Annotated in this window: 20 protein-coding genes and 1 pseudogene; 11 read left to right on the forward strand and 10 right to left on the reverse strand. The window is 59.4% G+C overall.

Annotated elements, in window-relative coordinates; all coding sequences use genetic code 11:
• The first annotated feature begins 120 nt into the window (after positions 1–120).
• Entirely contained in the window at positions 121–1,335 is a 1,215-nt protein-coding gene (locus ACZ5WW_RS25105; protein ID WP_377172186.1) for a glycosyltransferase family 4 protein, read from the forward strand.
• On the opposite strand, the gene moaC is transcribed toward ACZ5WW_RS25105, so the two are convergent.
• Positions 1,298–1,762, reverse strand: coding sequence for a cyclic pyranopterin monophosphate synthase MoaC (gene moaC / locus ACZ5WW_RS25110; RefSeq protein WP_377172184.1), 465 nt, complete (start codon positions 1,760–1,762; stop codon positions 1,298–1,300). The two genes, ACZ5WW_RS25105 and moaC, sit on opposite strands and share 38 nt — an antisense overlap.
• Positions 1,763–2,067: 305 nt before the next feature.
• Between moaC and ACZ5WW_RS25115 the strand changes: the two genes are divergently transcribed.
• Both ACZ5WW_RS25115 and ACZ5WW_RS25120 read left to right on the forward strand, forming a co-directional pair.
• Positions 2,068–2,520 carry a hypothetical protein gene (locus ACZ5WW_RS25115; RefSeq protein WP_377172182.1) on the forward strand — a complete coding sequence of 151 codons (453 nt, stop codon included), beginning with the start codon at positions 2,068–2,070 and terminating at the stop codon, positions 2,518–2,520.
• Between the two features lie 394 nt (positions 2,521–2,914).
• Entirely contained in the window at positions 2,915–3,934 is a 1,020-nt protein-coding gene (locus ACZ5WW_RS25120; protein WP_377172180.1) for a zinc-binding alcohol dehydrogenase family protein, read from the forward strand.
• Positions 3,935–4,275: 341 nt separating this feature from the next.
• On the opposite strand, the gene moaA is transcribed toward ACZ5WW_RS25120, so the two are convergent.
• From moaA to ACZ5WW_RS25135, 3 genes are all read right to left on the reverse strand, one after another.
• Positions 4,276–5,274 carry a GTP 3',8-cyclase MoaA gene (gene moaA, locus ACZ5WW_RS25125; RefSeq protein ID WP_377172178.1) on the reverse strand — a complete coding sequence of 333 codons (999 nt, stop codon included), beginning with the start codon at positions 5,272–5,274 and terminating at the stop codon, positions 4,276–4,278.
• A 251-nt stretch (positions 5,275–5,525) separates the two neighbouring features.
• Positions 5,526–6,779: a sensor histidine kinase gene (locus ACZ5WW_RS25130; RefSeq protein ID WP_377172176.1), complete on the reverse strand. Its 1,254-nt coding sequence runs from the start codon at positions 6,777–6,779 to the stop codon at positions 5,526–5,528.
• On the reverse strand, positions 6,776–7,474 hold the full coding sequence (locus ACZ5WW_RS25135; protein ID WP_377172174.1) for a response regulator: 699 nt from the start codon (positions 7,472–7,474) through the stop codon (positions 6,776–6,778). Before ACZ5WW_RS25135 ends, ACZ5WW_RS25130 begins: the two co-directional genes overlap by 4 nt.
• Positions 7,475–7,654: 180 nt before the next feature.
• On the opposite strand from ACZ5WW_RS25135, the gene ACZ5WW_RS25140 reads away from it, so the two are divergent.
• The 4 genes from ACZ5WW_RS25140 to ACZ5WW_RS25155 all read left to right on the forward strand — a co-directional run bounded on the left by ACZ5WW_RS25140 (position 7,655) and on the right by ACZ5WW_RS25155 (position 11,181).
• Positions 7,655–8,776 (forward strand): glycosyltransferase family 4 protein, encoded by a 1,122-nt coding sequence (locus ACZ5WW_RS25140; RefSeq protein WP_377172172.1) that lies wholly within the window; start codon positions 7,655–7,657, stop codon positions 8,774–8,776.
• On the forward strand, positions 8,776–9,645 hold the full coding sequence (locus tag ACZ5WW_RS25145) for a UDP-2,3-diacylglucosamine diphosphatase (RefSeq protein ID WP_377172170.1): 870 nt from the start codon (positions 8,776–8,778) through the stop codon (positions 9,643–9,645). The genes ACZ5WW_RS25140 and ACZ5WW_RS25145 overlap by 1 nt, the downstream gene beginning before the upstream one ends.
• A gap of 30 nt (positions 9,646–9,675) precedes the next feature.
• Complete coding sequence (gene phoU, locus ACZ5WW_RS25150) at positions 9,676–10,383, forward strand: phosphate signaling complex protein PhoU (RefSeq protein WP_377172168.1); 708 nt, start codon at positions 9,676–9,678, stop codon at positions 10,381–10,383.
• A 171-nt stretch (positions 10,384–10,554) separates the two neighbouring features.
• Positions 10,555–11,181 carry an HAD-IA family hydrolase gene (locus ACZ5WW_RS25155; protein ID WP_377172166.1) on the forward strand — a complete coding sequence of 209 codons (627 nt, stop codon included), beginning with the start codon at positions 10,555–10,557 and terminating at the stop codon, positions 11,179–11,181.
• A gap of 63 nt (positions 11,182–11,244) precedes the next feature.
• Here the strand turns inward: ACZ5WW_RS25155 and ACZ5WW_RS25160 are convergent, their stop codons facing one another.
• The gene (locus tag ACZ5WW_RS25160; protein ID WP_377172164.1) at positions 11,245–11,496 is read right to left on the reverse strand and encodes a hypothetical protein; all 252 of its coding nucleotides are present in this window, start codon (positions 11,494–11,496) and stop codon (positions 11,245–11,247) included.
• A 253-nt stretch (positions 11,497–11,749) separates the two neighbouring features.
• Between ACZ5WW_RS25160 and ACZ5WW_RS25165 the strand changes: the two genes are divergently transcribed.
• A complete protein-coding gene (locus ACZ5WW_RS25165) occupies positions 11,750–12,253 on the forward strand; it encodes a hypothetical protein (protein WP_377172162.1) in 504 nt (167 codons plus the stop codon).
• Between the two features lie 191 nt (positions 12,254–12,444).
• Here ACZ5WW_RS25165 and ACZ5WW_RS25170 read toward each other — a convergent pair whose 3' ends face one another.
• Positions 12,445–13,479: a ThuA domain-containing protein gene (locus ACZ5WW_RS25170; protein ID WP_377172160.1), complete on the reverse strand. Its 1,035-nt coding sequence runs from the start codon at positions 13,477–13,479 to the stop codon at positions 12,445–12,447.
• 117 nt (positions 13,480–13,596) lie between these two features.
• On the opposite strand from ACZ5WW_RS25170, the gene ACZ5WW_RS25175 reads away from it, so the two are divergent.
• Positions 13,597–14,820 (forward strand): right-handed parallel beta-helix repeat-containing protein, encoded by a 1,224-nt coding sequence (locus ACZ5WW_RS25175; RefSeq protein ID WP_377172158.1) that lies wholly within the window; start codon positions 13,597–13,599, stop codon positions 14,818–14,820.
• Positions 14,821–14,829: 9 nt separating this feature from the next.
• Positions 14,830–15,264: a hypothetical protein gene (locus tag ACZ5WW_RS25180; protein ID WP_377172156.1), complete on the forward strand. Its 435-nt coding sequence runs from the start codon at positions 14,830–14,832 to the stop codon at positions 15,262–15,264.
• A gap of 10 nt (positions 15,265–15,274) precedes the next feature.
• On the opposite strand, the pseudogene ACZ5WW_RS25185 reads toward ACZ5WW_RS25180, so the two are convergent.
• Positions 15,275–15,433, reverse strand: a pseudogene (locus ACZ5WW_RS25185) (YciI family protein); the annotation flags it as partial.
• A gap of 77 nt (positions 15,434–15,510) precedes the next feature.
• Here ACZ5WW_RS25185 and ACZ5WW_RS25190 point away from each other — a divergent pair.
• The gene (locus ACZ5WW_RS25190; RefSeq protein ID WP_464694180.1) at positions 15,511–16,461 is read left to right on the forward strand and encodes an IS30 family transposase; all 951 of its coding nucleotides are present in this window, start codon (positions 15,511–15,513) and stop codon (positions 16,459–16,461) included.
• Positions 16,462–16,933: 472 nt separating this feature from the next.
• Here ACZ5WW_RS25190 and ACZ5WW_RS25195 read toward each other — a convergent pair whose 3' ends face one another.
• The 3 genes from ACZ5WW_RS25195 to ACZ5WW_RS25205 form a co-directional block, all read right to left on the reverse strand.
• Positions 16,934–17,629, reverse strand: coding sequence for a hypothetical protein (locus tag ACZ5WW_RS25195; protein ID WP_377171426.1), 696 nt, complete (start codon positions 17,627–17,629; stop codon positions 16,934–16,936).
• 95 nt (positions 17,630–17,724) lie between these two features.
• Complete coding sequence (locus tag ACZ5WW_RS25200; protein WP_377171424.1) at positions 17,725–18,240, reverse strand: DMP19 family protein; 516 nt, start codon at positions 18,238–18,240, stop codon at positions 17,725–17,727.
• Positions 18,241–18,378: 138 nt separating this feature from the next.
• Entirely contained in the window at positions 18,379–19,611 is a 1,233-nt protein-coding gene (locus ACZ5WW_RS25205) for an argininosuccinate synthase (protein WP_377171422.1), read from the reverse strand.
• Positions 19,612–19,733 lie beyond the last annotated feature (122 nt).

Raw genomic sequence — 19,733 nt, forward strand, 5'->3', positions numbered from 1 at the left:
TATGAGGACACGCGGCGCTGAGAGGCGCCGCGTGTTTTTTTTGCGTGCCTGCGCATGCAGGCGGCAACAAGCCGTTTGACTGTTGGTTTCCAGGGCGGAGGGGTGGAGGGCATGCAGGTCATGGTCTCACATTTCACCGGCAATCCGAACAGCGGTGCTGTGGCGCAGGCGCTGGCGGAGCAGGGGGCTCTGGCGGCCTTTCATACGACGCTGGTGCTGCCTGCATGGCTGCGGCGTCTGACGGGGGCAGGGGGCCGCCGCACCTTTCCTGAAGTGGTGGAACCTCATATGAAATCGCATGCCTGGCGTGAGGTGCTGAGACTGGCCTGCCGCAGCGTGCCGGCACTGAGAAAGCTGCCGCTGGCTGCGAAGCTTGGCGCGCTGGATCAGGTGGTGAGGTGGTTTGACGGGGAGGTGAGCCGCGCGGTGAGCCGGAGCCATGGGGTGCAGGCGGTGTATGCCTACATGGATGCGGCGGAGCAGACTTTTCTGGCTGCGCGTGCGAGAGGCCTGCGGACGATCTACGAACTGCCCACGCCGTACTGGCGCTTTACCCGGGATGTGGTGAAGGAGGAAGCGGACTTGAGGCCGGACTGGGCGGCGACGCTGCCGGTGCTGGAGGATGGTAGTGAAGCAATGTTGCGGCGAGACCGTGAACTGCAACTGGCGGATGTGGTGGTGGTGCCGAGTGAGCTGGTGCGTGACAGCCTGAAGCTGGCCCCGCCTTTCAAAGCGAAGGTGCATGTGGTGCCGTATGGCTGCCCACCGTCGAATGATCGTCCTGTTTCTGCGGCCGGGCCAAGGGCTCGGCTGCGGGTGCTGTATGTGGGCAGTTTGAATCAGGGCAAAGGGCTGGCGTATCTGGCGGAGGCGATGTCCGGCCTGGAGGGCGTGGCGGAGCTGACGGTGATCGGCTCCCGAACGGCGGACAAGCCCTGCGCGGCGCTGGATGCTTTTTTGGGAGCGCACCGGCATCGCGCCGGGTTGTCTCACGCTGAGGTGCTGGCGGAGATGCAGCAGCATGACGTGCTGGTGCTGCCGACCTTGTATGAAGGGTTGGCGCTGGTGCTGCTGGAGGCCATGGCCTGCGGGCTCACGGTGGTGACCACGCCGCATTCGGGGCTGGAGGGATTGATCCAGGATGGGCAGGAGGGCTTTGTCGTGCCGGTGCGAAGTGCGGAGGCGATTCGTGAGCGGCTGAAGCTGCTGGCGGCGGATGAGGGGATGCTGCTGCGAATGAGGAGCGCGGCCTTGAGCTGGAACCAGGAGCATTCCTGGCAGCGGTTCCGTGAGGACATCAGGCAGGTGGTGCAGGGTGGCTCTTGGTCTTGCTGACGAGTTTCACGCCTTCGATGCGCATCTTTTTGTCGGCGGCTTTGCACATGTCGTAGATGGTGAGGGCGGCGACGGAGACGGCGGTGAGGGCTTCCATCTCGACGCCGGTGGGGGCGACGGTGATGGCGGTGGCGGTGATGTGGACGGCCTTGGGGCGGAGCTCGAAGTCGAGCTGCACTTTGCTCAGCGGGATCTGGTGGCAGAGGGGGATGAGGTACTGCGTCTGCTTGGCGGCCTGGATGCCGGCGATGCGGGCGATGCTAAGGACGTCGCCTTTTTTAACCTGGTTGCTGCGGATGAGATCGAGCGTGGCGGGCTGAAGCGTGATGCGGCCTTCGGCGACGGCTTCACGGCGCAGGGGGGGCTTGGCGGAGACATCGACCATGGCGGCTTCGCCTTTGCGGTTGAGGTGGGTGAGCTGGCTCATGAGAAGCGGATGCTAGGGATGAGGGGAGGCTGGGAAAGTGGTATTTCGCTCTCGATGCGTGAGGGTGCGGTGAGTGAGGTTGGGACTGTGTTCTGTTAGGTCGTTTGGTTTGGACCGGATTCACAGGATGGCGAAATTATGCAGGATTAAGATGTTGGGATTTGAGTGCGTGGACGGATGACGGGTTCGATTGAGCAGGTGTTGGGATTTTGTTCGTACTGCCATCGTGTTAATCCTGTCCAGACTTGCGATGAGAGCTTAAAATATTAAATGCTTTTCATGAATGGCATCTTATGCTTTTTCATATGGAAGCGAACTCACATTGTCAGTGGCTCGAAAAATTCGGGGTTAGCTCCCGCCCGGCATCAGACAGTTTTAGACAATGGATATCTGCACTCTATCCCAAATGGGCTCGTGCTGATGAATTTTGCCGTTGTGTTCCAGTCGCTCAGACTGAGTTAGTCAAAGATGACTGTTATTTTTTGGGCTATGTTTGGCCGGAAGATTGGATGATGGAGCAATCAGAGCAATGGCGGGAGACCAATTGCCTTCCAATAGGAACTCTGCCATCTGGTTCATGGATAGCCATCGACTGTTCTGCCATCGATTCACTCATTCTTGGATGCTTCCCCATGGAACTCTTTTTTGAAACCCCTGATCGCAAGCTTAAGAGAGGGCATTTTGAATCGTTTGATATATCGTATTCAGACTGGCTGCAAAACAGGCATGACGATCCGGAAGACATGAAATACTCGTGAGTTTCAGTGGGTCCATGAACCAATTGTGGCATTCATGACGTCATGAAGGGCAATTCGTTAAAGCTGAGGGCGGTTTTTTGGGGACACCGGAGTTTGGGCTTGAGTGAATGCGTTAGCGTCTTGGAAGCGAGGCGGTGATTGTGTTCTGTTAGGTCGGTTGGTTCGGAGTGGATTCACAAGATGATAGAATGATGCAGAATCAGGGCGCAGGCTGATGGCGGGATGGATTAATTTGATCGCTCGAATTATGTTCATTCTGCATCGTGTTAATCCTGTCCAGACTTGAGCTTGCCGTCAAATGCCGGGCATTGTGTGGATGATTCGCGGAATACGTCTGGAAGATCCGGGATGCTGTGCTCCTCTTCATGAGCGAAATCAATTCAGGAGCCCCGCCATGAATGCCGTCAGCTACTACAAGCATCTGCCCACCGAGGATCCCGAAAGCTTCATCGATGTGAGCGTCGACAAACCCAAGCCGGGGCCTCGTGACCTGCTGGTTCAAGTGCGGGCCATTTCCGTCAATCCTGTGGACACCAAGATTCGCAGGGGCGCCGGTCCGGGCCAGCCTTCCGGCGAACTCAAGATTTTAGGTTGGGACGCTGCGGGTGTGGTCGTGGAGGTTGGTTCCGAAGTGACTTTGTTTGCGCCTGGTGACGAAGTTTACTATGCGGGCTCACTGGAGCGGCCTGGGTCGTATGCGGAGTTTCAGTCCGTGGATGAGCGCATCGTGGGTAGAAAGCCCGCGTCTCTGAGCTTTGCCGATGCGGCGGCACTGCCCCTCACGACTATCACGGCCTGGGAGCTGCTCTTTGACCGCTTTTCTCTTCCCATCACCTCTGCATCGCAGGGAACGCTGCTGATCATTGGCGGGGCCGGAGGCGTGGGTTCCATCGCGATCCAGTTGGCGAAAAAGCTGACCGGGTTGAAGGTCATCGCCACTGCCTCGCGTCCTGAAACCGTCGAGTGGTGTCGCAAAATGGGTGCTGACGAGGTGATTGATCATCGCCAGCCTTTGGGGGCACAGGTGAGGAAGATTGTCCCTGAAGGTGCCAGCCATGTCCTGGCCCTGACCAAGACCGAAGATCACTTCGATGAAATCATCGAAGCGGTGGCTCCAGAAGCAGCCATTGGGTTGATCGAGAATGTGGCCCGGCCTTTGGACATCAATAAGCTGAAACCCAAAAGCCTCTCCCTCCATTGGGAGTTCATGTTCGGCCGCGCCCGGCCTCAGTCGCCCAAAATGAGCGAACAGGGACGCCTGCTCAATCACGTGGCCGAACTCGTGGATGCGGGCAAGATTCGATCCACGGCGGTGAGCCACCTTGGCCTGATCAATGCCGAGAATCTCAAGGCAGCCCATGCGCTCGTTGAGAGCGGCAGGGCGATGGGGAAGGTCGTTCTGGCGGGGTTTTAGCGAGAGCGGTTTAGCTTTTAACCTGGTTGTGGCGGGTGAGATTGAGCGTGGCGGGCTGAAACTGGGTGCGGCCTTCGTGCCTACAATGGATGCCCGATGCCTGGGGCAAGTGAGGTGCGCCACGGCGTCATTTGGAGTGCGGCTGCGGAGCGAGGAACGAGTGAAGCTGCCGCTTTCGAGCGGCTTGTGGCGTGCGTGAGGTGAGTGGGCTGCGCGAGCCGAGGGGCGTCTGCTTTCGATGGGGTTGTGGCGTGCGTGTGTCTGCAGGCCTGCGAAAGCGGTAGCTGCGGTCGTTCCTCCCTTCGCGACCGCACTCCAAATGGGGGTGCGTTCGCGGGGGCTTAACCGCCAATCGCGATCATCTTGCGGTTGGGCTGGTAGTTGTGGCGGAAGTCGTGTTCCTTGGGTTTGCGGGAGACGACGTTCTGGAAGAAGGCGGCGAGTTCGGCGTCGGTGCAGCCGGCGCGGAGGACGGTGCGGAGGTCGAACTCGAGGTAGGAGCCGAGGCAGGGGCGGAGCTTGCCGTCGCAGGTGAGGCGGAGCTTGTTGCAGTTCTCGCAGAAGTGCAGATTGGTCATCGCGCCGATGAAGCCGATCTTCTGGCCGGTGGCGGGCACGCGATGATAGACGGCGGGGCCGTTGGTCTTGAAATCGGGGGATTCAATGAGGGGGCCGGTGGTCTGCTCGACGAGCTTTTTGGCGGTGGCGACGGGGAGGAAGGTGTCGTCGCTGAGCACTTCCTGGGTGCTCACGGGCATGAGCTCGATGAAGCGGAGGAGGGCGTCTTTCTGGCGGGCGAAGTCGATGAGGGCGGGCAGTTCGCGCTCGGTCTGGCCCTTCATGAGGACGCAGTTGAGCTTGATGGACTGGAAGCCTGCGGCACGGGCGGCGTCGATGCCTTCGAGGACGCGGGGGAGGAGATCGCGGCTGGTGGTGCGCTGATAGACGGCGCGGTCGAGGGAGTCGAGGGAGATGTTGGCGGTGCGGACGCCGGCTTTGACGAGGTGCTCGGCGATGGTGATGCCGCCGTCCAGTTTGGCGAGGAGGGTGCCGTTGGTGGAGATGCCGATCTCGTCGATGCCGGGGATGCGTGCGAGCTCGGCGCAGAAGCCGGACACGCCAGGGCGGGTGAGGGGCTCGCCGCCGGTGACACGGATCTTTTTGATGCCGAGGGAGGCGCCGACGCGGACGACGCGGAGGAGTTCCTCATAGCTGAGGGTTTCGTCCTTGGCGAACCAGGTCTGCTCCTCCTCGGGCATGCAGTACCGGCAGCGTTCGTTGCACCGGTCGGTGACGGAAACGCGGAGGTAGGAGATGCGATGGCCGAAGAGGTCTTCCACAGGGAGGGAGTTCTAACCACAGGGTACGCGCGTGCTCAAGCTTGGGTATGAGGTCAAAATCTTGAAAAGGGCGGTGGTGGTGATTCCATGCTCCTTCTGGCATTCCGCTGAAATGACGAATGAGAAAGCCCGAATGACTAAAAAATGACAAATGACCAATGCCGAAGTTCGAGCTTTGGCATTCGAGATTATTTCGTCATTCGGATATACTCATTCGACATTTATTGGGCACCGATGGCATCAGCGTTTCCCTAACCATGCTGCAAAGGCAGCCGCATCGTAAACGTGGTCTCGATGCCGGGGGAGCTGGTGAGCTCGATGGTGCCGCCGTGGGCCTCGACGGCACGGCGGACGATGGAGAGGCCGAGGCCGGTGCCTTTCACCTGGGTGGAGGAGTGGTGCTTGTTCCCACGGTAGAAGCGCTTGAAGACGAAGGGGAGGTCGTGCGCGGGGATGCCGATGCCGTTGTCGCTGACCTTGAGGATGCATTCGTCCTTTTTCCACTCTCCGGAGACGCGGATGACGAGGCCGGGTTTGGAGTTCTCCTTGATGGAGTTTTCGATGAGATTGGTGAAGATCTGGTCCCAGTAGAAGCGGTCGCCGATGAGCAGGCAGTCGCCTTTGGGGAAATCCAGCTCGATGCGGGCGTCCCGTCCTTCGAGCATGGGGGCGAGGTGATCGGCGGCGTCTTCGGCGCAGTCACGCACGTCGAAGGGCTCCTTGTTGAGGGTGCTGCTGGCGTCCTCCAGGCGTGAGATGGCGAGCATGTCCTCGATGATGCGGGCGATGCGTTTGCCGTGCTTTTCCATGACGTCGAGGCTGCGCTTCATGGCGGGGGAGGCCTTGGCGGAGTCTTCCTGCAGCATCTCGATGTAGCCATTGATGAGCGTGAGGGGGGTGCGCAGCTCGTGGGAGGCATTGGCGACGAAGTCCCGGCGGATCTGCTCGGTCATGGCGGACTCGGTGACGTCCTGGAGCATGAGCCAGGCGCCGCCGCCGACGTCTGCGGCGAGGGGGGCGGCCTCGATGATGAAGTAGCGGCCGCCGAGATTGGACCCGGCGCCGACGTCTGAGGGGAGCATCTGGATGCGGCGTGTGGTGTGGCGCTTTTCGGCAATGGACTCCTGCACGAGGACGGAGATCTGGTGGTCGCGCACTTCCTCGATGAGGGGGCGGCCGACGTGGATTTCCTTGCGGTGGAGGAGTTTTTTGAGGGGGGCGTTGGCGTAGCGGATGCGGAGGTGGTCGTCCACGAGGACGAGTCCCTGGCTGATCTCATCGAGCAGGGTCTCAAAGACGCGGCGCTGCTCTGCCTGCTGCTCGGCGTGCTGGCGTGCGAGGGAGACGGCGGCGGCGTGCTCCTGAAGGAGCGCAGAGTCGCGTGCGCGGAGGCCGAGGGTTTTGGAGACCTGCTCCCAGCGCCTGATCCAGTGCTTCTCACGCCGTGCCCAGGCGAGGAGGGTGAAGCCTAGAAGGAGGGCGAGGAAGAAGGAGAGAGAGGTCATGCGGGCTGGTGGGCGGGGAGCTCCGTCTGGAACTGGAAGCCGGTGCCGCGAATGGTGACGATATGTTCGCCTGCTGCACCGAGTTTTTCACGCAGGCGCTTGATGTGGGTGTCGAGGGTGCGGGTGGCGACGTCGCTGTTGTAGCCCCAGACGTCGCGGAGGAGGTCGGCACGGCTGTGGATGGCGGTGTCGTTTTCCATGAGGGTGGTGAGGAGCTTGAACTCGATGGTGGTGAGGTCGAGGGGGGCGCCGTCGAGGAAGAGCTTCATATTTTTGCGGTCGAGCATGAAACGGCCGCGCTGGATTTCGGAGACGTGGGTGACCTTTTTGACGCGGCGGAGGACGGCGGTGATGCGGAGGTAGAGCTCGCGGGGGCTGAAGGGCTTGGTGAGGTAGTCGTCCGCGCCGAGCTCGAGGCCGGCGATCTTGTCTGTGACCTGGCTCTTGGCGGTGAGGATGATGACGGGGATGGAGGCGGTGCGGGTGTCTGCGCGGAGGCGCTTGAAGATCTGGAGGCCGTCCAGGCCGGGGAGCATGAGATCGAGCACAATGATCTCCGGCTGCTGGGCGATGGCGGTGGGCATGACCAGGAGGCCATTGCCTACGCAGATGGGCTCGTGCCCTTCCCGGGTGAGGTGGAGGGAGATGAGTTCCGCGATGTCCGATTCATCCTCGACGATTAGTATCTTGCTCATGGAGTGGCTTTGTGGCGTGGGTGTGCCATCGGCAAACCTATGATGGCAACGAAGGTGTCACATGGCAACATGTCTGACACACTTCACAGAGAACAAGCGTGACGGATTCGTCACGGTGACAAAGTTGGACTGCATTCGTAGATGCGCTTCATCGGGCTTGCAGCTAGCTTTCTTCCCATCATGAGGGTCCTCATCGTCACTGACACGTATCCGCCAGACATCAATGGCGTGGCCCGGACGCTGCACACGCTGGGCGCGGGGCTGGTGAGGCGGGGGCATGTGGTGGAGGTGGTGACGACGGTGGAGTCCCAGGAGGGGCTGCAGCGGCATGTCATGCACTCGCTGCCGCTGCCGGGGTACCCGGGGCTGAGGTTTGGCTTTGCCTCCACACGGCAGATGCTGGAGCTGTTTGACGCCTTCCGGCCGGACGTGCTCTACGTGGCCACGGAGACGCTGATGGGCATCTCCGCGATCCGCGCGGCGGGGAGGCGGGGCATCCCGGTGGTGTCCGGCTTTCACACGAACTTCCAAAACTACCTGGAGGACTACCACCTGCCGGGGCTGGAGACGGTGGCGCAGGGAGTGCTGCGGGCGATCCACAACCACACGGCGCGGACGCTGACGCCCTCTGCGGACACGGCGGCGATGCTGGAGCGCTGGGGCATCCAGAATGTGGGGGTGCTGGGCCGTGGGGTGGACACGGAGATGTTTGACCCCGTTCGCCGGGATGCGGCGCTGCGGCTGAGCTGGGGCGCGGACGAAAGCACGCCGGTGGCGATCTACGTGGGCCGGGTGGCGGCGGAGAAGAATCTGGAGCTGGTGGTGCGGGCGTTTGATGTTTTCAAGGAGGTGCAGCCGAAGGCGCGCATGGTCATCGTGGGCAGCGGGCCGCGGCTGGAGTCTCTGAAGGAGGAGCGGCCGGACTTTCACTATGCAGGGGCGCGGACGGGGGAGGACCTGGCGGCACACTATGCCTCCGGGGATGTGTTTCTGTTTCCCAGCATCACGGAAACATTTGGCAATGTGGTGCTGGAGGCCATGTCCTCCGGGCTGGGGGTGGTGGCGTATGACTACGCGGCACCGAGGCTGCTGATCCGCTCCGGGGAAAACGGGTGGCTGGCGCCATTTGATGATGAGGGGGCCTTTCTGGCGCAGGTACGGGAGGCGGCGGCCCGGTGGCAGGATGAGGGGCTGCGCCTCGCGGCACGGCAGTCAGCGTTTGACCTGGGGTGGGAGCGGGTGATCGAGCAATTTGAGCATGAACTGGCGGCGGTCATGCACGAGATGGAGGAGGTGAAGTGATGTCTGCCGATGATCCAGTGCCAAACCCGGCGACGGGGAAGTTGAAGCTGCGCTTCAAGACGATCTTCATCTCTGACGTGCACCTGGGCATGCCGGACAGCAAGGCGGCGCAGGCCTCCCACTTCCTGCGCAACTGCCTGTGCGAGAAGCTGGTGCTCAATGGCGACATCATCGACGCCTGGCACCTGCGCCGCATGGGCGGGTGGAACAAGGGGCATACCCATTTCATCCGCACGGTGCTGCGCAAGATGGAAAAGGAGAGCACGGAGATCATCTACCTGCGGGGGAACCACGATGATGTGCTGGACCGGTTCATCCCGATCCAGTTTGAGCACTTCATGATCACGGACGAGCACATCCACCACACGCGTGCGGGGGACTACCTGGTGGTGCATGGGGACGGATTTGACGCGGTGAGCACGAACCACGCGTGGCTGGCGCAGCTGGGCGGGCTGGGGTACAATTTCCTGCTGCGCATCAACCGCCTGTACAATGCCTACCGGGGGCTGCGGGGGAAGGAGCCCTTTTCCTTCAGCGCCTGGGTGAAGCAGAAGGTGAAGTCCACCATCGGCGCAGTGGGCAAGTATGAGGAGCAGCTGCAAAACCTGGCCAAGCAGCGCGGGTGCGTGGGCATCATCTGCGGACACATCCACAAGGTGGACAACAAGATGGTGGGCAGCACGCACTACCTGAACTCCGGTGACTGGGTGGAGTCGATGACGGCGATCGTGGAAAACCTTGACGGCAGCTTTGAGATCATCACCTATCCCGAATTCTGCGAACGCACACACCGCGACCCCAAGGGGGCGGTGGCGGAGGCGGAAGAGGAGACACCGGCAAATCCGGAATCTTCTGCAATTCCCATGTAGCGAAACCGTCACAGTGGTACATTCTTAATCATGCACGAACACATCCTCTCCAGCTTCAACCATTCGCTCGACAAGCTGCGTGGCGACGTCCTGGCCATGGCCAGCATGGCGCGCAAGAATCTGGCCAGCGCGATGCGCGGCCTGCTGGAGCGTGACACGGACCTGTGCAATGCGGCGATCGCGGCAGACCAGGACGTGAACGAACTGGAGAAGAGCGTGGACAAGCATGGGATGCAGATCCTGGTGAAATTTCAGCCCACCGCCCATGACCTGCGGCAGGTGATGGGGACGATCCGCGTGGCGAACAATCTGGAGCGCATCGCGGACCAGGCATCCAGCATCGCCAAGCGTGCGCGCATCATCAACAACCTGCCGGAGTTTCCGGAGGTGAAGCTGATCCAGCCGGTGTATTCGCTGTGTGACCGCAACCTGGACCTGAGCCTGCAGGCCTTTCTGAATGCGGACCCCGAGGCGGCGGCGGCGGCACGGCTGCTGGACAAGGAGCTGGATGCGGCTGAGAAGGCGCTGGACCGGCAGATCATCACGGTGATGGAGTCCCAGCACGCGGAGCTGGAGGGGTACATCCACCTGATCTTTGTGGCGCGGTTTCTGGAGCGCGTGGGCGACCACGCCAAGAACATCTGCGAGGACACGATCTTCATCGAGCGTGCGGAGGACATCCGCTTCAGCAAGGACAAGCGCGCTGAAGTGACGGCGGCTGCCACGGCTCCGCAGTGATGTGTGCCCCCGCGTGATGCCCTGCTGGCGGTGACTCGCTCCGAAAGTGGAACCTTTCAGGGGTGCGAGCACGGCTCCCCGCAGGCTTTTTTGCAATGCTTGGGTCGCAGCGTGGCTCGCGGCCGTATCCTTCCTGTGCCGTCTTTTTTCATGTCTTCCTCCTCTTCTCCCATGCTCCAGCTTTCCCGCCCGTACCAAGCCGTCCTCTTTGACATGGACGGCACGCTGCTGGACTCCCGCGCCGCCGTGGAGCGCGTCTGGCACGAATGGGCCGCCGGGCATGGACGTGATGCGGGCCCCGTGCTGGCCGTGTGCCATGGGCGGCGCACCATCGACACCGTGCGTGAGTTTGCCATTCCTGGGGTGGATGAGGAAGCGGAGGCGCGGAAGCTCGAAGCCATGGAGATCGCGGACACCCAGGGCGTCGTCCCCATTGCGGGGGCTGCGGAGCTTCTCGCACGGCTGCCAGCCGGTCGCTTTGCCGTGGTCACCTCCGCCAGTCGTGCGCTGGCCACGGCCCGTCTCAAAGCGGCCGGTCTGCCCATTCCTGCGCTGATGATCAACGCCGAGATGGTGGCACGCGGCAAGCCTGATCCCGAAGGCTACATGAAGGGTGCCGCTCTCTGCGGCACCACGGCGGACCAATGCCTCGTCTTCGAAGACGCCCCCGCAGGCATCGAGGCCGGCCGCCGCGCCGGCAGCGATGTGGTGGCCATCACCGCCGCAAGGCCGTTTCCTTTTGAGGCGGGGTGTCCCGAGGTGCTGGATTACAACCACGTGCGGTTTGAGCTGGCGTAGCGTGGCCAGAGTTGGCGGCGCGGTCTGCTGCCATCAAGGTTTCCTGCTCGCGTCCGCTGGACGCTAAAGCGGAAGCTCCTGGCCCTGAAAGCGGCGGAAAAAGGCATGGCGTCTTTCCTCCTCGGTAGTGGCGTTCGGCAAGCTGCTCCAGACACGTTCAAGCGCGGTTGCCATCATGTCCAGGCCCATCAAAAGCCGTTCCTCCTGAGTCTTGCGCATCATTGCGGTGAAGATCAAAGTGTTAATCTCGGGCGCTGTGTCCTTCACGGCAAAACCCGTGTCAGCATATCTGTCAGGTTCAATGCGGCTGACCATTGGCGTAAATACTCGGTGTCGCAGCCTGTCGCAATCAAGTTTTCGACATCGGCCAGCTGCCGTTCAGACAGAGATTCCCGCGCCCAGTGAAGCTTGGAAAGGATGATGTCTTCCTTGTCTGCCACTCTGAAATGTTCGAATGATTTTCAGCTTCCTCTTCTGCCTGCAGGCGGAAATCTCACGACCAGATAATGTTGATGACACGGGGGAGGATTTGTGAACAATCGTGGGTGATCAAAGATCCAATCCGACCATGAGTGGCACTTCCGAGTTCCCGGCCCTTTCATTCAACTGTCCCCGGCTTTGGGCACAGATGGCGGGGAATGAGAAGACGCGCTTCTGTGATGTGTGCCAGAAGAACGTGCACAACCTTTCGATGATGACTGATGTTGAACGCCGGGAGCTGCTTGCCAGCACAGGCGAAAGTCCGTGCGTGTCCTACTTTAAGTATTTGAATGGCACGCCGATCGATGTGACGGCGCTGCCGGATACGAACCCGCTCAAGAAGATCCTGACGCAGGCGGCGATGGCATCGCTGGGGGCCGTGGCCTTGGGCTCCATCGCGATGAATTCCGTGGCGCTGATGGATGCCATCGGCAAGGATCAGGAAGCTCCGACGAAGGACATGGGTGATCATCGTATCATGATGTCGGCAGGCATGTCTTGTCAGATGCCGCCTGGAGGTGTGCCGGCAGCACCTCTCCGGTATCCTCTGCCAGCAGGACCGGGCGGAGGGCCGCCGCTGGGAGGCTTGTGACAAGTAGCCGGGTCCTTTTTTGAGTGCGCCGAGGTAGCTGCCGCCTCAGAGAGTCTCGCGGCAAACAAAGCTGAACGTCCTGCGGATGCCGGTGGCTGCACAACGGCATTCCAAATGGATTGCATCTCGGAGGAACAAAAAAGGCGCTGTGTTGCCACAGCGCCCTGAGTTGAAACGATGCTGCTGTCAGCTCACGGAATGTTGCCGGGGGTGGAGACGCCTTCTTCGAGTTTCAGCGCCCACTTGATGCCGGCGAGGATCATTTCCTGATAGGTCTCGGCGATCTCGGGGCTGTTTTTGCGGTCCTTGGTGTCGGCTTTCCAGGTGGGGTCCCAGACGTCCTCGCGGTGGCCGAGGGAGTTGTAATAGACACGGCCTGCGCCGAATTCTTTGCACCAGGAGACGGGGTAGTAGCGGCCTTTTTGGGCTTCGACATCCTTGAGGTCGGCGTCCTTCTTGGGGTCTTCGATGTTCTTTTCCTTCCGCTGGGCGGCTTCAGCGCGCAGCTGCTCCAGATTCGGGTGGGTGTTCAGGCCCAGCAGGCCGTGGACCTTGGCCTTTTCGAAGGACTTGATGATGTAGATTTCGTCGAAGACTTTCCAGCCGAGGGGGACGGCCTTGGTGATGGGGTGGGCGGGGTCGTGAACGACGGGCTGGATTTCGACCTGGGATTTGTGGGTTTCGAATTCGCCGCCGAGCATGTCGATGTAACCACGGAAGGGGTGGTAGGTGTCGGAGCCGGAGTGCATGGCGATGAAGGCCTTGCCGCCTTCGATGAGCTTGGTGAAGCCTTCGCGGTCGGGGAGGAGGAGGTCGCCGGTGGTGTTGGCAAAGACGAAGCCGTCGTAGCCCTTGATTTTGTCGAGCGCCATCTTGTCGGCCATGTAGGCGGCGATTTTGTCGGTCCAGATTTTGTTGGCCGCGTTGAATTCAGCGAGGGCTTTGCTGTAGGCGTCCTGCTTGGCCTTGAAGGATTCGTCGGTGTCTTTCTTGGCGTCGCGCTCGGGGGGCCTGCCGGGGTTCTTGGGCTGGCCTTCGGGCTGGTGGACGAAGTCGACGGTGAAGGCACCGGATTTCTGGCCGAGCTCGGCGAGGACTTTCTCGGCGGTCTCGATGGAGGAGTGGCGGAAGCCGGTGGTGACGGTGACGACGAGGAGCTTCTTGGGCTCCGCATGCGCGGAGAGCGAGAGAGCGGCTGCAAGCAGGAGCGTGAGGCGTTTGATCATGGGTGGAAGAGTGCAACGTGGCGTGGCGGGGATCTTTTGCAGGTGGAAAATGCGAGGGATGAAAGTTGGGGCGGGGGTGGTGAGAGAAAACAGGGGGCAGGGTGCGTAACTGGATGGATGAAAACGCTGATCTTCTCCCTCTGCCTGTGTGCCGCCGCCGTGAATGCGCAAACCGCCACGCCGCCTGTGGCGGTGGATGCTGCGAAATACCCGAGCCTGCAGGCGGCGCTGGATGCGGTGCCCGCGAGCGGGGGGCTGGTGACGATACCGCCGGGTAACTATGAGATCACGCAGCCGCTGCAGGTGAAGACGGCGGAGACGCGGATCGTGGGCGGTGGTGCGGCGACGCACATCACCAACAAGAACGCCGAGGGCGCGCCTGCTTTCATCCTGCGCCCGCCGACGCTCGACGCCGACAAAAAGGCGCGCCTGTGGCGGGTGCAGATGGCGGACCTGCGGGTGAGCGGGAATGAGAAGAGCGGAGACGGGATCTTTGCAGAGTGCATCGAGGAGATCTACTTTGAGGGTGTGTCGATCGACCACCACGGAGGGAGCGGCATTCACATGGTGAACTGTGCGGAGGATCCGCGCGTGGCGGACTGCATCATCACGTACAACAAGAAGTACGGGGTGGATATCTTTGGCGGGCACGACATCGTGGTGAACGCGAACCACTTTGAGGAGAACCAGGATGCGCTGCGGTGCAGCGACTCCTTTAACCTGTGCATGAACGGCAACAATGTGGACGACCACCTGGGGAACGGGATCATCATCGAGAACACGTATGGCTCGGTGCTGAGCGGGAACATGATCGAGGAGTGCAACGGAACGGCGGTGATCCTGGACCGCGACTGCTATGGCATCACGCTGAGTGCGAACGTGATCGCGCATCATCTGAAGGGCGGGATTGACCTGCGGGATGCATGCGGGTGTACGCTGAGCGCGAACACCTTTGTGCTGGCGCATGAGTTTTCGGTGCGCGTGGGGAAGGACAGCGAGCGCAACACGATCAGCGGGAACTCCTTCTGCAACACCTACATCGGTGCGGGGCAGGACAAGCGGCCGGCGGAGGCGAAGACGCCGATGGGGACCGATGAAGGCACGGGGGTGCTGGTGGAGGGCGGGGTCAATGGACTGAGCATCAGCGGGAACACGTTTTCCGGACTGTCCACGGCCGGGGTGTGGAGCACCGGGGTGGTGAAAAATGTGCTGGTGACGAGCAATCTCCTTCTGGATTGTGGCCGGAAACTTGCTAAGAAGAGTGCTTGGCTTGTCTTTGCACCAAAGTCTTTGGTGCTGGTGAAAGACAATCTGGATGAAAACTCACCCTCTGCCCCTTAGGAAAACCCCATGCTGGATGTGCAGCGCAACCGTGGCGCCAAGCACCGTGAAGAAATCGACTTCACGCGCAAGCTCATGTGGGCGCACATGATCGGCGGGGCGGTGGTGATCACGCTGTTTCTGTTTCATGAGGTGTTTTACTGGTTTGCGGGCTCGCTGGTGTGGTACGGGGTGAGCCTGGTGGTGATGTATGGCTTCATGGGCCAGCGGGACTGCTGCCGCTGGCTGCTGGGGCTGATCTTTCTGTCCGGAGCCGGTGCAGGGCTGTACTTTCTGAGCCGGGTGTACCCTGAGAGCGTGCCGCCGCGGGTACCCATCGTGCCGCATGGCCTGATCCCGCTGTGGGTGGGGCTGGCCAATCTGAGCTATTCTGTGGGAGCGATGGTGATGATGGTCAATGCCCGCGTGAGGCGGGCAGGGGAGACGGGGTTTGTGCTGTGGTGAGGGTGCACCTTCATCGCAGATCATCCATCTCGTAGATCGTACGGATTTCGATTTCGCTGGGCTGAGGCATCGGCTTGGGGCAGCGCTTCACCCAGGCAAGGGCTTCGTCCATGTTCTTGACCTCCTAGGGCCAGAAACCGGCGACGAACTCGCGGCTGTGAGGGAAGGGGGGCGTCGAATGCCACGCGCTGCGGATTAACTGCCGAAGTGCATCACTCCCTGGGCGTTTGATAACTACTCACTCGTATGAAACGCTACCATCATCTCACCGTCTTCCATCGAAGAGCAATTGGACAACTGCTCAAGCAGGGAGTCTCTAAAACAAAAATCGCCACCATTCTGGGGGTTCACCGCACAACCATTTACCGGGAGTTCAGGCGTAACCGATCAGGATTTGGGTACTGCTGCTTTATCGCCAATGATATGACACAACACCGGCGTTTAATGGCCAACCACAAGCGGTCCAAACTGACCTTGGATGTTAAGCGTTTCATTCGTGCCAAGCTGATCTTGAAACTTAGTCCGGAACAGATCGCTTCTCTGTTTTCGAATCAATTCGGTCACACTTTTACGGCCCAGTCCATCTACCGACACATACGATCTTACGAAGGTCACACCCTTGGCCTCAGGACGCTGCTGCGCCGCAAAGGCAAACGCTACTTCGCTTCTTCATCACGCCGGGCCGCTGTGCGCAATCGTCCTTCCATCGATTCCAGGCCAACGGCATTCAGTGACCGCAGCACCTTCGGACACTGGGAGGCGGACCTGATGGAGGGTGCTCGTAAACAGGCCGGCTCACTGCTGGTTTTGGTTGAGCGCAAATCGCGTTATACGCTCATACGCCATGTCTCCAACAAAAAGGCTGCGTCTGTCTCCAAAGCCATCATCCATGCTTTGCGCCGCTTCCAGACACTTTCCATCACCTATGACAACGGCTGTGAGTTTGCCAGTTATAAGTCGGTAGCTCAAGCTACAGGTGGCGAGCCCTTTTTCTGCCATCCCTACCACGCCTGGGAAAAGGGCACCGTGGAAAACACCATCGGCCTTATTCGCGAGTACTGCCCCAAGGGAGAGCCTGTCAGCAACCGCATCACCGAACACCGAAAAACTCAAAACCAACTTAACTTCCGACCACGCAAAACACTCGGCTTTCAATCACCTCATTCCCTCTTGCCTTTCCTGCTCAAACCCATCTAATTCCAAAAACCAGCCCAGGTGCACTTTGGGTTTCAATCTGCACCAAGCTGATCTTGCGGATAAAATGCCAGGCATTATTTGGTAACGTCCCGGTTAAGGATTTGGTTCCTAATGGTTTGAGCGCAGTAGTTGAGTGGGAGGCTGGCGCGCGGGAGGGGCAAAAAGCAAGCGCCGAAGACGGGGGCCTCTTCGGCGTTTTGGAAGGTGAGGGGCTAGACGTAAGTTGGTCTTACTTCTTCCGATCCCGTATGGCGCCGGTGGCGTCTGTTTGTAGGCCTGGTGGGGTCGGCTTCCGTGGTTGGGGAGTGCAATAATGCCAAGCATCGTCTTCCTCATCTTCAAGGTCGAGAAGAAACGGCCCAAGTCTATCAACTGCTTACCTCATCCCGCCAGATATTCAAGAAAATTCCCCGTTCGTGGTCCATTACCGTGCCGCCGCGTAATTGTGTTCCATTCGTACCTGACCTCTCAATCAATCTTGGTGTGAATTCAGATTCTTCAACAGAGACAGTACTTGCTTAAATTGCTTTTTGGTTGGGCGGATTGCACGCCTTTTGTTGAGGCTGATTATCGCTTTTTTAAAAGCTTTCTGCATTAGTACAGGATCCAGTAGTTCTTCGGTTGCTAATGGCTTTTTTCGCAACGCGGCCATTCGTTGCATTTCGTGAACTATCTGTTCCTCTGCGATGGCTGCTTTAACTGCCGGATCCACCCCTGGAAGCCCTTGTAGATATAGATTTATATTATCTATAAACACATCAATGTTTTGTTCTTTTCGAAGGAATTGAATCGAAAAGAGATCATTTTGTTTAGAGTCATCTTTTTTGGCGGACTTAACAATTTTCTGAATGGCGGCCTTTATCGTATCATATGCGAGATTGCCAATTATTCCGGATATGGCCGAAACTCCAGCAAAGATTAGTAATTGGTCAAACGGGGGGAGTGAATATCTTGAAGAGGCATTTCCATTAGCTTTATCCCGTTCATACATTTCTCGGTATAGCTGCCCGTACTCCACGCAGTCCGCTCCAAACGAGTATAGAGAATTGTATTGAACTGGATCTTGTTTGGAACCGCATTCGTCGCATACCAAAGTTGTAGAATCTACTTTGTCGATTGCGGCACAAGCCAAGCAAAAACGGTGATTGTCATCCAAGAGCCATATCATCTTCTATTCTATAAGGATGACATGGGTTTGTCCATTGGCGATAAAATGTCAGGCAGTGTTGGGCGCCAGGCATCATTTATGACGTTTCATTGGGGCTAAGCCTGCTTTTTCAGCTTGAGAAGCTCGAGTTTCACTGTGCGCCAAATCCATGTCAGTCGGTTTTGTTTCGGATTACGATAAGCAGCAAAATGGTCAATGATGTATCGGGCCAAGAGCTGCCTTGGGTCATCCATTGAGTAGTCGTAAAACAGGCTGTCGAGTTCCCTAAGTGCTTCTTCATCATCTTGCATCTCGAACGCCTGCCGCACGATTTCATGGTGTTTTTTTGCGCCGATAAGACTGAACCCGTTCAATGCTTCTTGATGCAGCAGCTTGGTGTGTGTGTCGAAGTAGGAGATGAAGCCGCCGCCAAGTACATAGCCCTCCAAATCATGAACTGCATATGCAATGCGCCATGGTTCAGGAAGCAGATACACATAAGGTTCTACATCGGCGCCATATTTGGTTTGGCCACATGCATTGGCAACCGCACTCCAAACGGCTTCACAGAGATCAAAGATGGGCTGCTCTTTGGCTTCTGCCAGATCGAACTTTAAATGAGGATAAACCATTTTAGATGCGGTGTTTCTTTGAGCTGCAAGCCTGACTGTTTTAGACGGTAAGCTTTGATAAACAACAACGCCGAAGAGGGATGCTCTTCGGCGTGTTGATGAGGGGAATTGAGCTGAGTCGAAACTCGCGAAGCTTGCTTACTTCTTCCGGTCCCGGATCGCTCCCGTCTTGAGGCGGAGGCCGTTGAGGCGGATGAAGCCGGTGGCGTCGTCCTGGTTGTAGGCCTTCGTGGGGTCGGCTTCCATGGTGGCAATCTGCGGGTTGTAGAGGCTGAAGACGCTCTTGCGGCCGGCGGGGATGATGTTGCCTTTGTAGAGCTTCACGCGGACGGTGCCGCTGACTTTCTTCTGGCTCTCGGTGACGAGGGCCTGCAGCGCGAGACGCTCGGGGGCGTACCAGAAGCCATTGTACACGAGGGTGGCGTACTTCGGAATGAGGCTGTCACGCAGGTGCATGACTTCGCGGTCCATGGTGAGGCTTTCGATCTGGCGATGAGCGAAGTGCAGGATGCTGCCGCCGGGGGTTTCATACACGCCGCGGCTCTTCATGCCGACGAAGCGGTTTTCCACCATGTCCACGCGGCCGACGCCGTGCTTGCCGCCCAGCTTGTTGAGCATCTTCATGACGCCGAGGGGGGAGAGGAGCTTGCCGTTGACGGCGATGCAGTTGCCCTTTTCGAATTCGAGGATGACGGTCTCGGCCTTGTCCGGGGCGTCTTCGGGGAAGACGGAGAGGGTGTTGAAGTAGCCTTTGTACTTAGGATCGCTGGCGTCAAACCAGGGGTCTTCCAGGATGCCTGCCTCGTAGCTGATGTGCAGGAGGTTGCGGTCCATGGAGAAGGGCTTCTTGGCGCTGGCCTGCACGGGGATCTTCTTCTCTTCGCAGTAGGCGATCATTTCGGCACGGCCGGGAAACTGGGTGCGGAAGCGCTCGTCGCGCCAGGGGGCGATGATTTCGATCTCGGGGGCCAGGGCGGCGGCGGTGAGCTCAAAGCGCACCTGGTCGTTGCCTTTGCCGGTGGCGCCGTGGGCGATGAAGCCGGCCTTTTCGGCCTTGGCGATCTCGACCATGCGCTTGGCGATGAGGGGGCGGGCGATGCTGGTGCCGAGGAAGTACTCGCCTTCGTAGATGGCTCCGGCCTGGATCATCGGGTAGATGAAGTCGGCGGCGAATTCTTCCTGGAGGTCGTCGATGTAGATCTTGGAGGCGCCGGTCTTTTTGGCCTTGGCGTTGAGGCCTTTGAGTTCGTCGTCCTGACCGACGTTGGCGCAGAAGGCGATCACTTCGGCGTTGTAGGTTTCCTTGATCCAGGAGAGAAGGACGGAGGTGTCGAGGCCGCCGGAGTATGCGAGGACGATTTTTTTGCTCATGTTTGCCACTTTTTTGAGAGGGGCGCTGAGAATAGAGGGGATCGAAGGGAGTGTCGAGCCCCGGAGTGAGCCTTTTTTGCGGATTTCAGGGGCGGAAACTGAATAATTTAGGAAAAGTTAAA

This window comes from Prosthecobacter fluviatilis (assembly GCF_055388355.1).

Coding starts and splice junctions, on each gene's coding strand:
- ACZ5WW_RS25105 (WP_377172186.1), top strand. CDS start 121: ATGGTCTCACATTTCACCGGCAATCCGAACAGCGGTGCTGTGGCGCAG.
- moaC (WP_377172184.1), bottom strand. CDS start 1,762: ATGAGCCAGCTCACCCACCTCAACCGCAAAGGCGAAGCCGCCATGGTC.
- ACZ5WW_RS25115 (WP_377172182.1), top strand. CDS start 2,068: ATGGAAGCGAACTCACATTGTCAGTGGCTCGAAAAATTCGGGGTTAGC.
- ACZ5WW_RS25120 (WP_377172180.1), top strand. CDS start 2,915: ATGAATGCCGTCAGCTACTACAAGCATCTGCCCACCGAGGATCCCGAA.
- ACZ5WW_RS25130 (WP_377172176.1), bottom strand. CDS start 6,779: ATGACCTCTCTCTCCTTCTTCCTCGCCCTCCTTCTAGGCTTCACCCTC.
- ACZ5WW_RS25135 (WP_377172174.1), bottom strand. CDS start 7,474: ATGAGCAAGATACTAATCGTCGAGGATGAATCGGACATCGCGGAACTC.
- ACZ5WW_RS25140 (WP_377172172.1), top strand. CDS start 7,655: ATGAGGGTCCTCATCGTCACTGACACGTATCCGCCAGACATCAATGGC.
- ACZ5WW_RS25145 (WP_377172170.1), top strand. CDS start 8,776: ATGTCTGCCGATGATCCAGTGCCAAACCCGGCGACGGGGAAGTTGAAG.
- phoU (WP_377172168.1), top strand. CDS start 9,676: ATGCACGAACACATCCTCTCCAGCTTCAACCATTCGCTCGACAAGCTG.
- ACZ5WW_RS25155 (WP_377172166.1), top strand. CDS start 10,555: ATGCTCCAGCTTTCCCGCCCGTACCAAGCCGTCCTCTTTGACATGGAC.
- ACZ5WW_RS25160 (WP_377172164.1), bottom strand. CDS start 11,496: ATGGTCAGCCGCATTGAACCTGACAGATATGCTGACACGGGTTTTGCC.
- ACZ5WW_RS25165 (WP_377172162.1), top strand. CDS start 11,750: ATGAGTGGCACTTCCGAGTTCCCGGCCCTTTCATTCAACTGTCCCCGG.
- ACZ5WW_RS25170 (WP_377172160.1), bottom strand. CDS start 13,479: ATGATCAAACGCCTCACGCTCCTGCTTGCAGCCGCTCTCTCGCTCTCC.
- ACZ5WW_RS25175 (WP_377172158.1), top strand. CDS start 13,597: ATGAAAACGCTGATCTTCTCCCTCTGCCTGTGTGCCGCCGCCGTGAAT.
- ACZ5WW_RS25180 (WP_377172156.1), top strand. CDS start 14,830: ATGCTGGATGTGCAGCGCAACCGTGGCGCCAAGCACCGTGAAGAAATC.
- ACZ5WW_RS25190 (WP_464694180.1), top strand. CDS start 15,511: ATGAAACGCTACCATCATCTCACCGTCTTCCATCGAAGAGCAATTGGA.
- ACZ5WW_RS25195 (WP_377171426.1), bottom strand. CDS start 17,629: ATGATATGGCTCTTGGATGACAATCACCGTTTTTGCTTGGCTTGTGCC.
- ACZ5WW_RS25200 (WP_377171424.1), bottom strand. CDS start 18,240: ATGGTTTATCCTCATTTAAAGTTCGATCTGGCAGAAGCCAAAGAGCAG.
- ACZ5WW_RS25205 (WP_377171422.1), bottom strand. CDS start 19,611: ATGAGCAAAAAAATCGTCCTCGCATACTCCGGCGGCCTCGACACCTCC.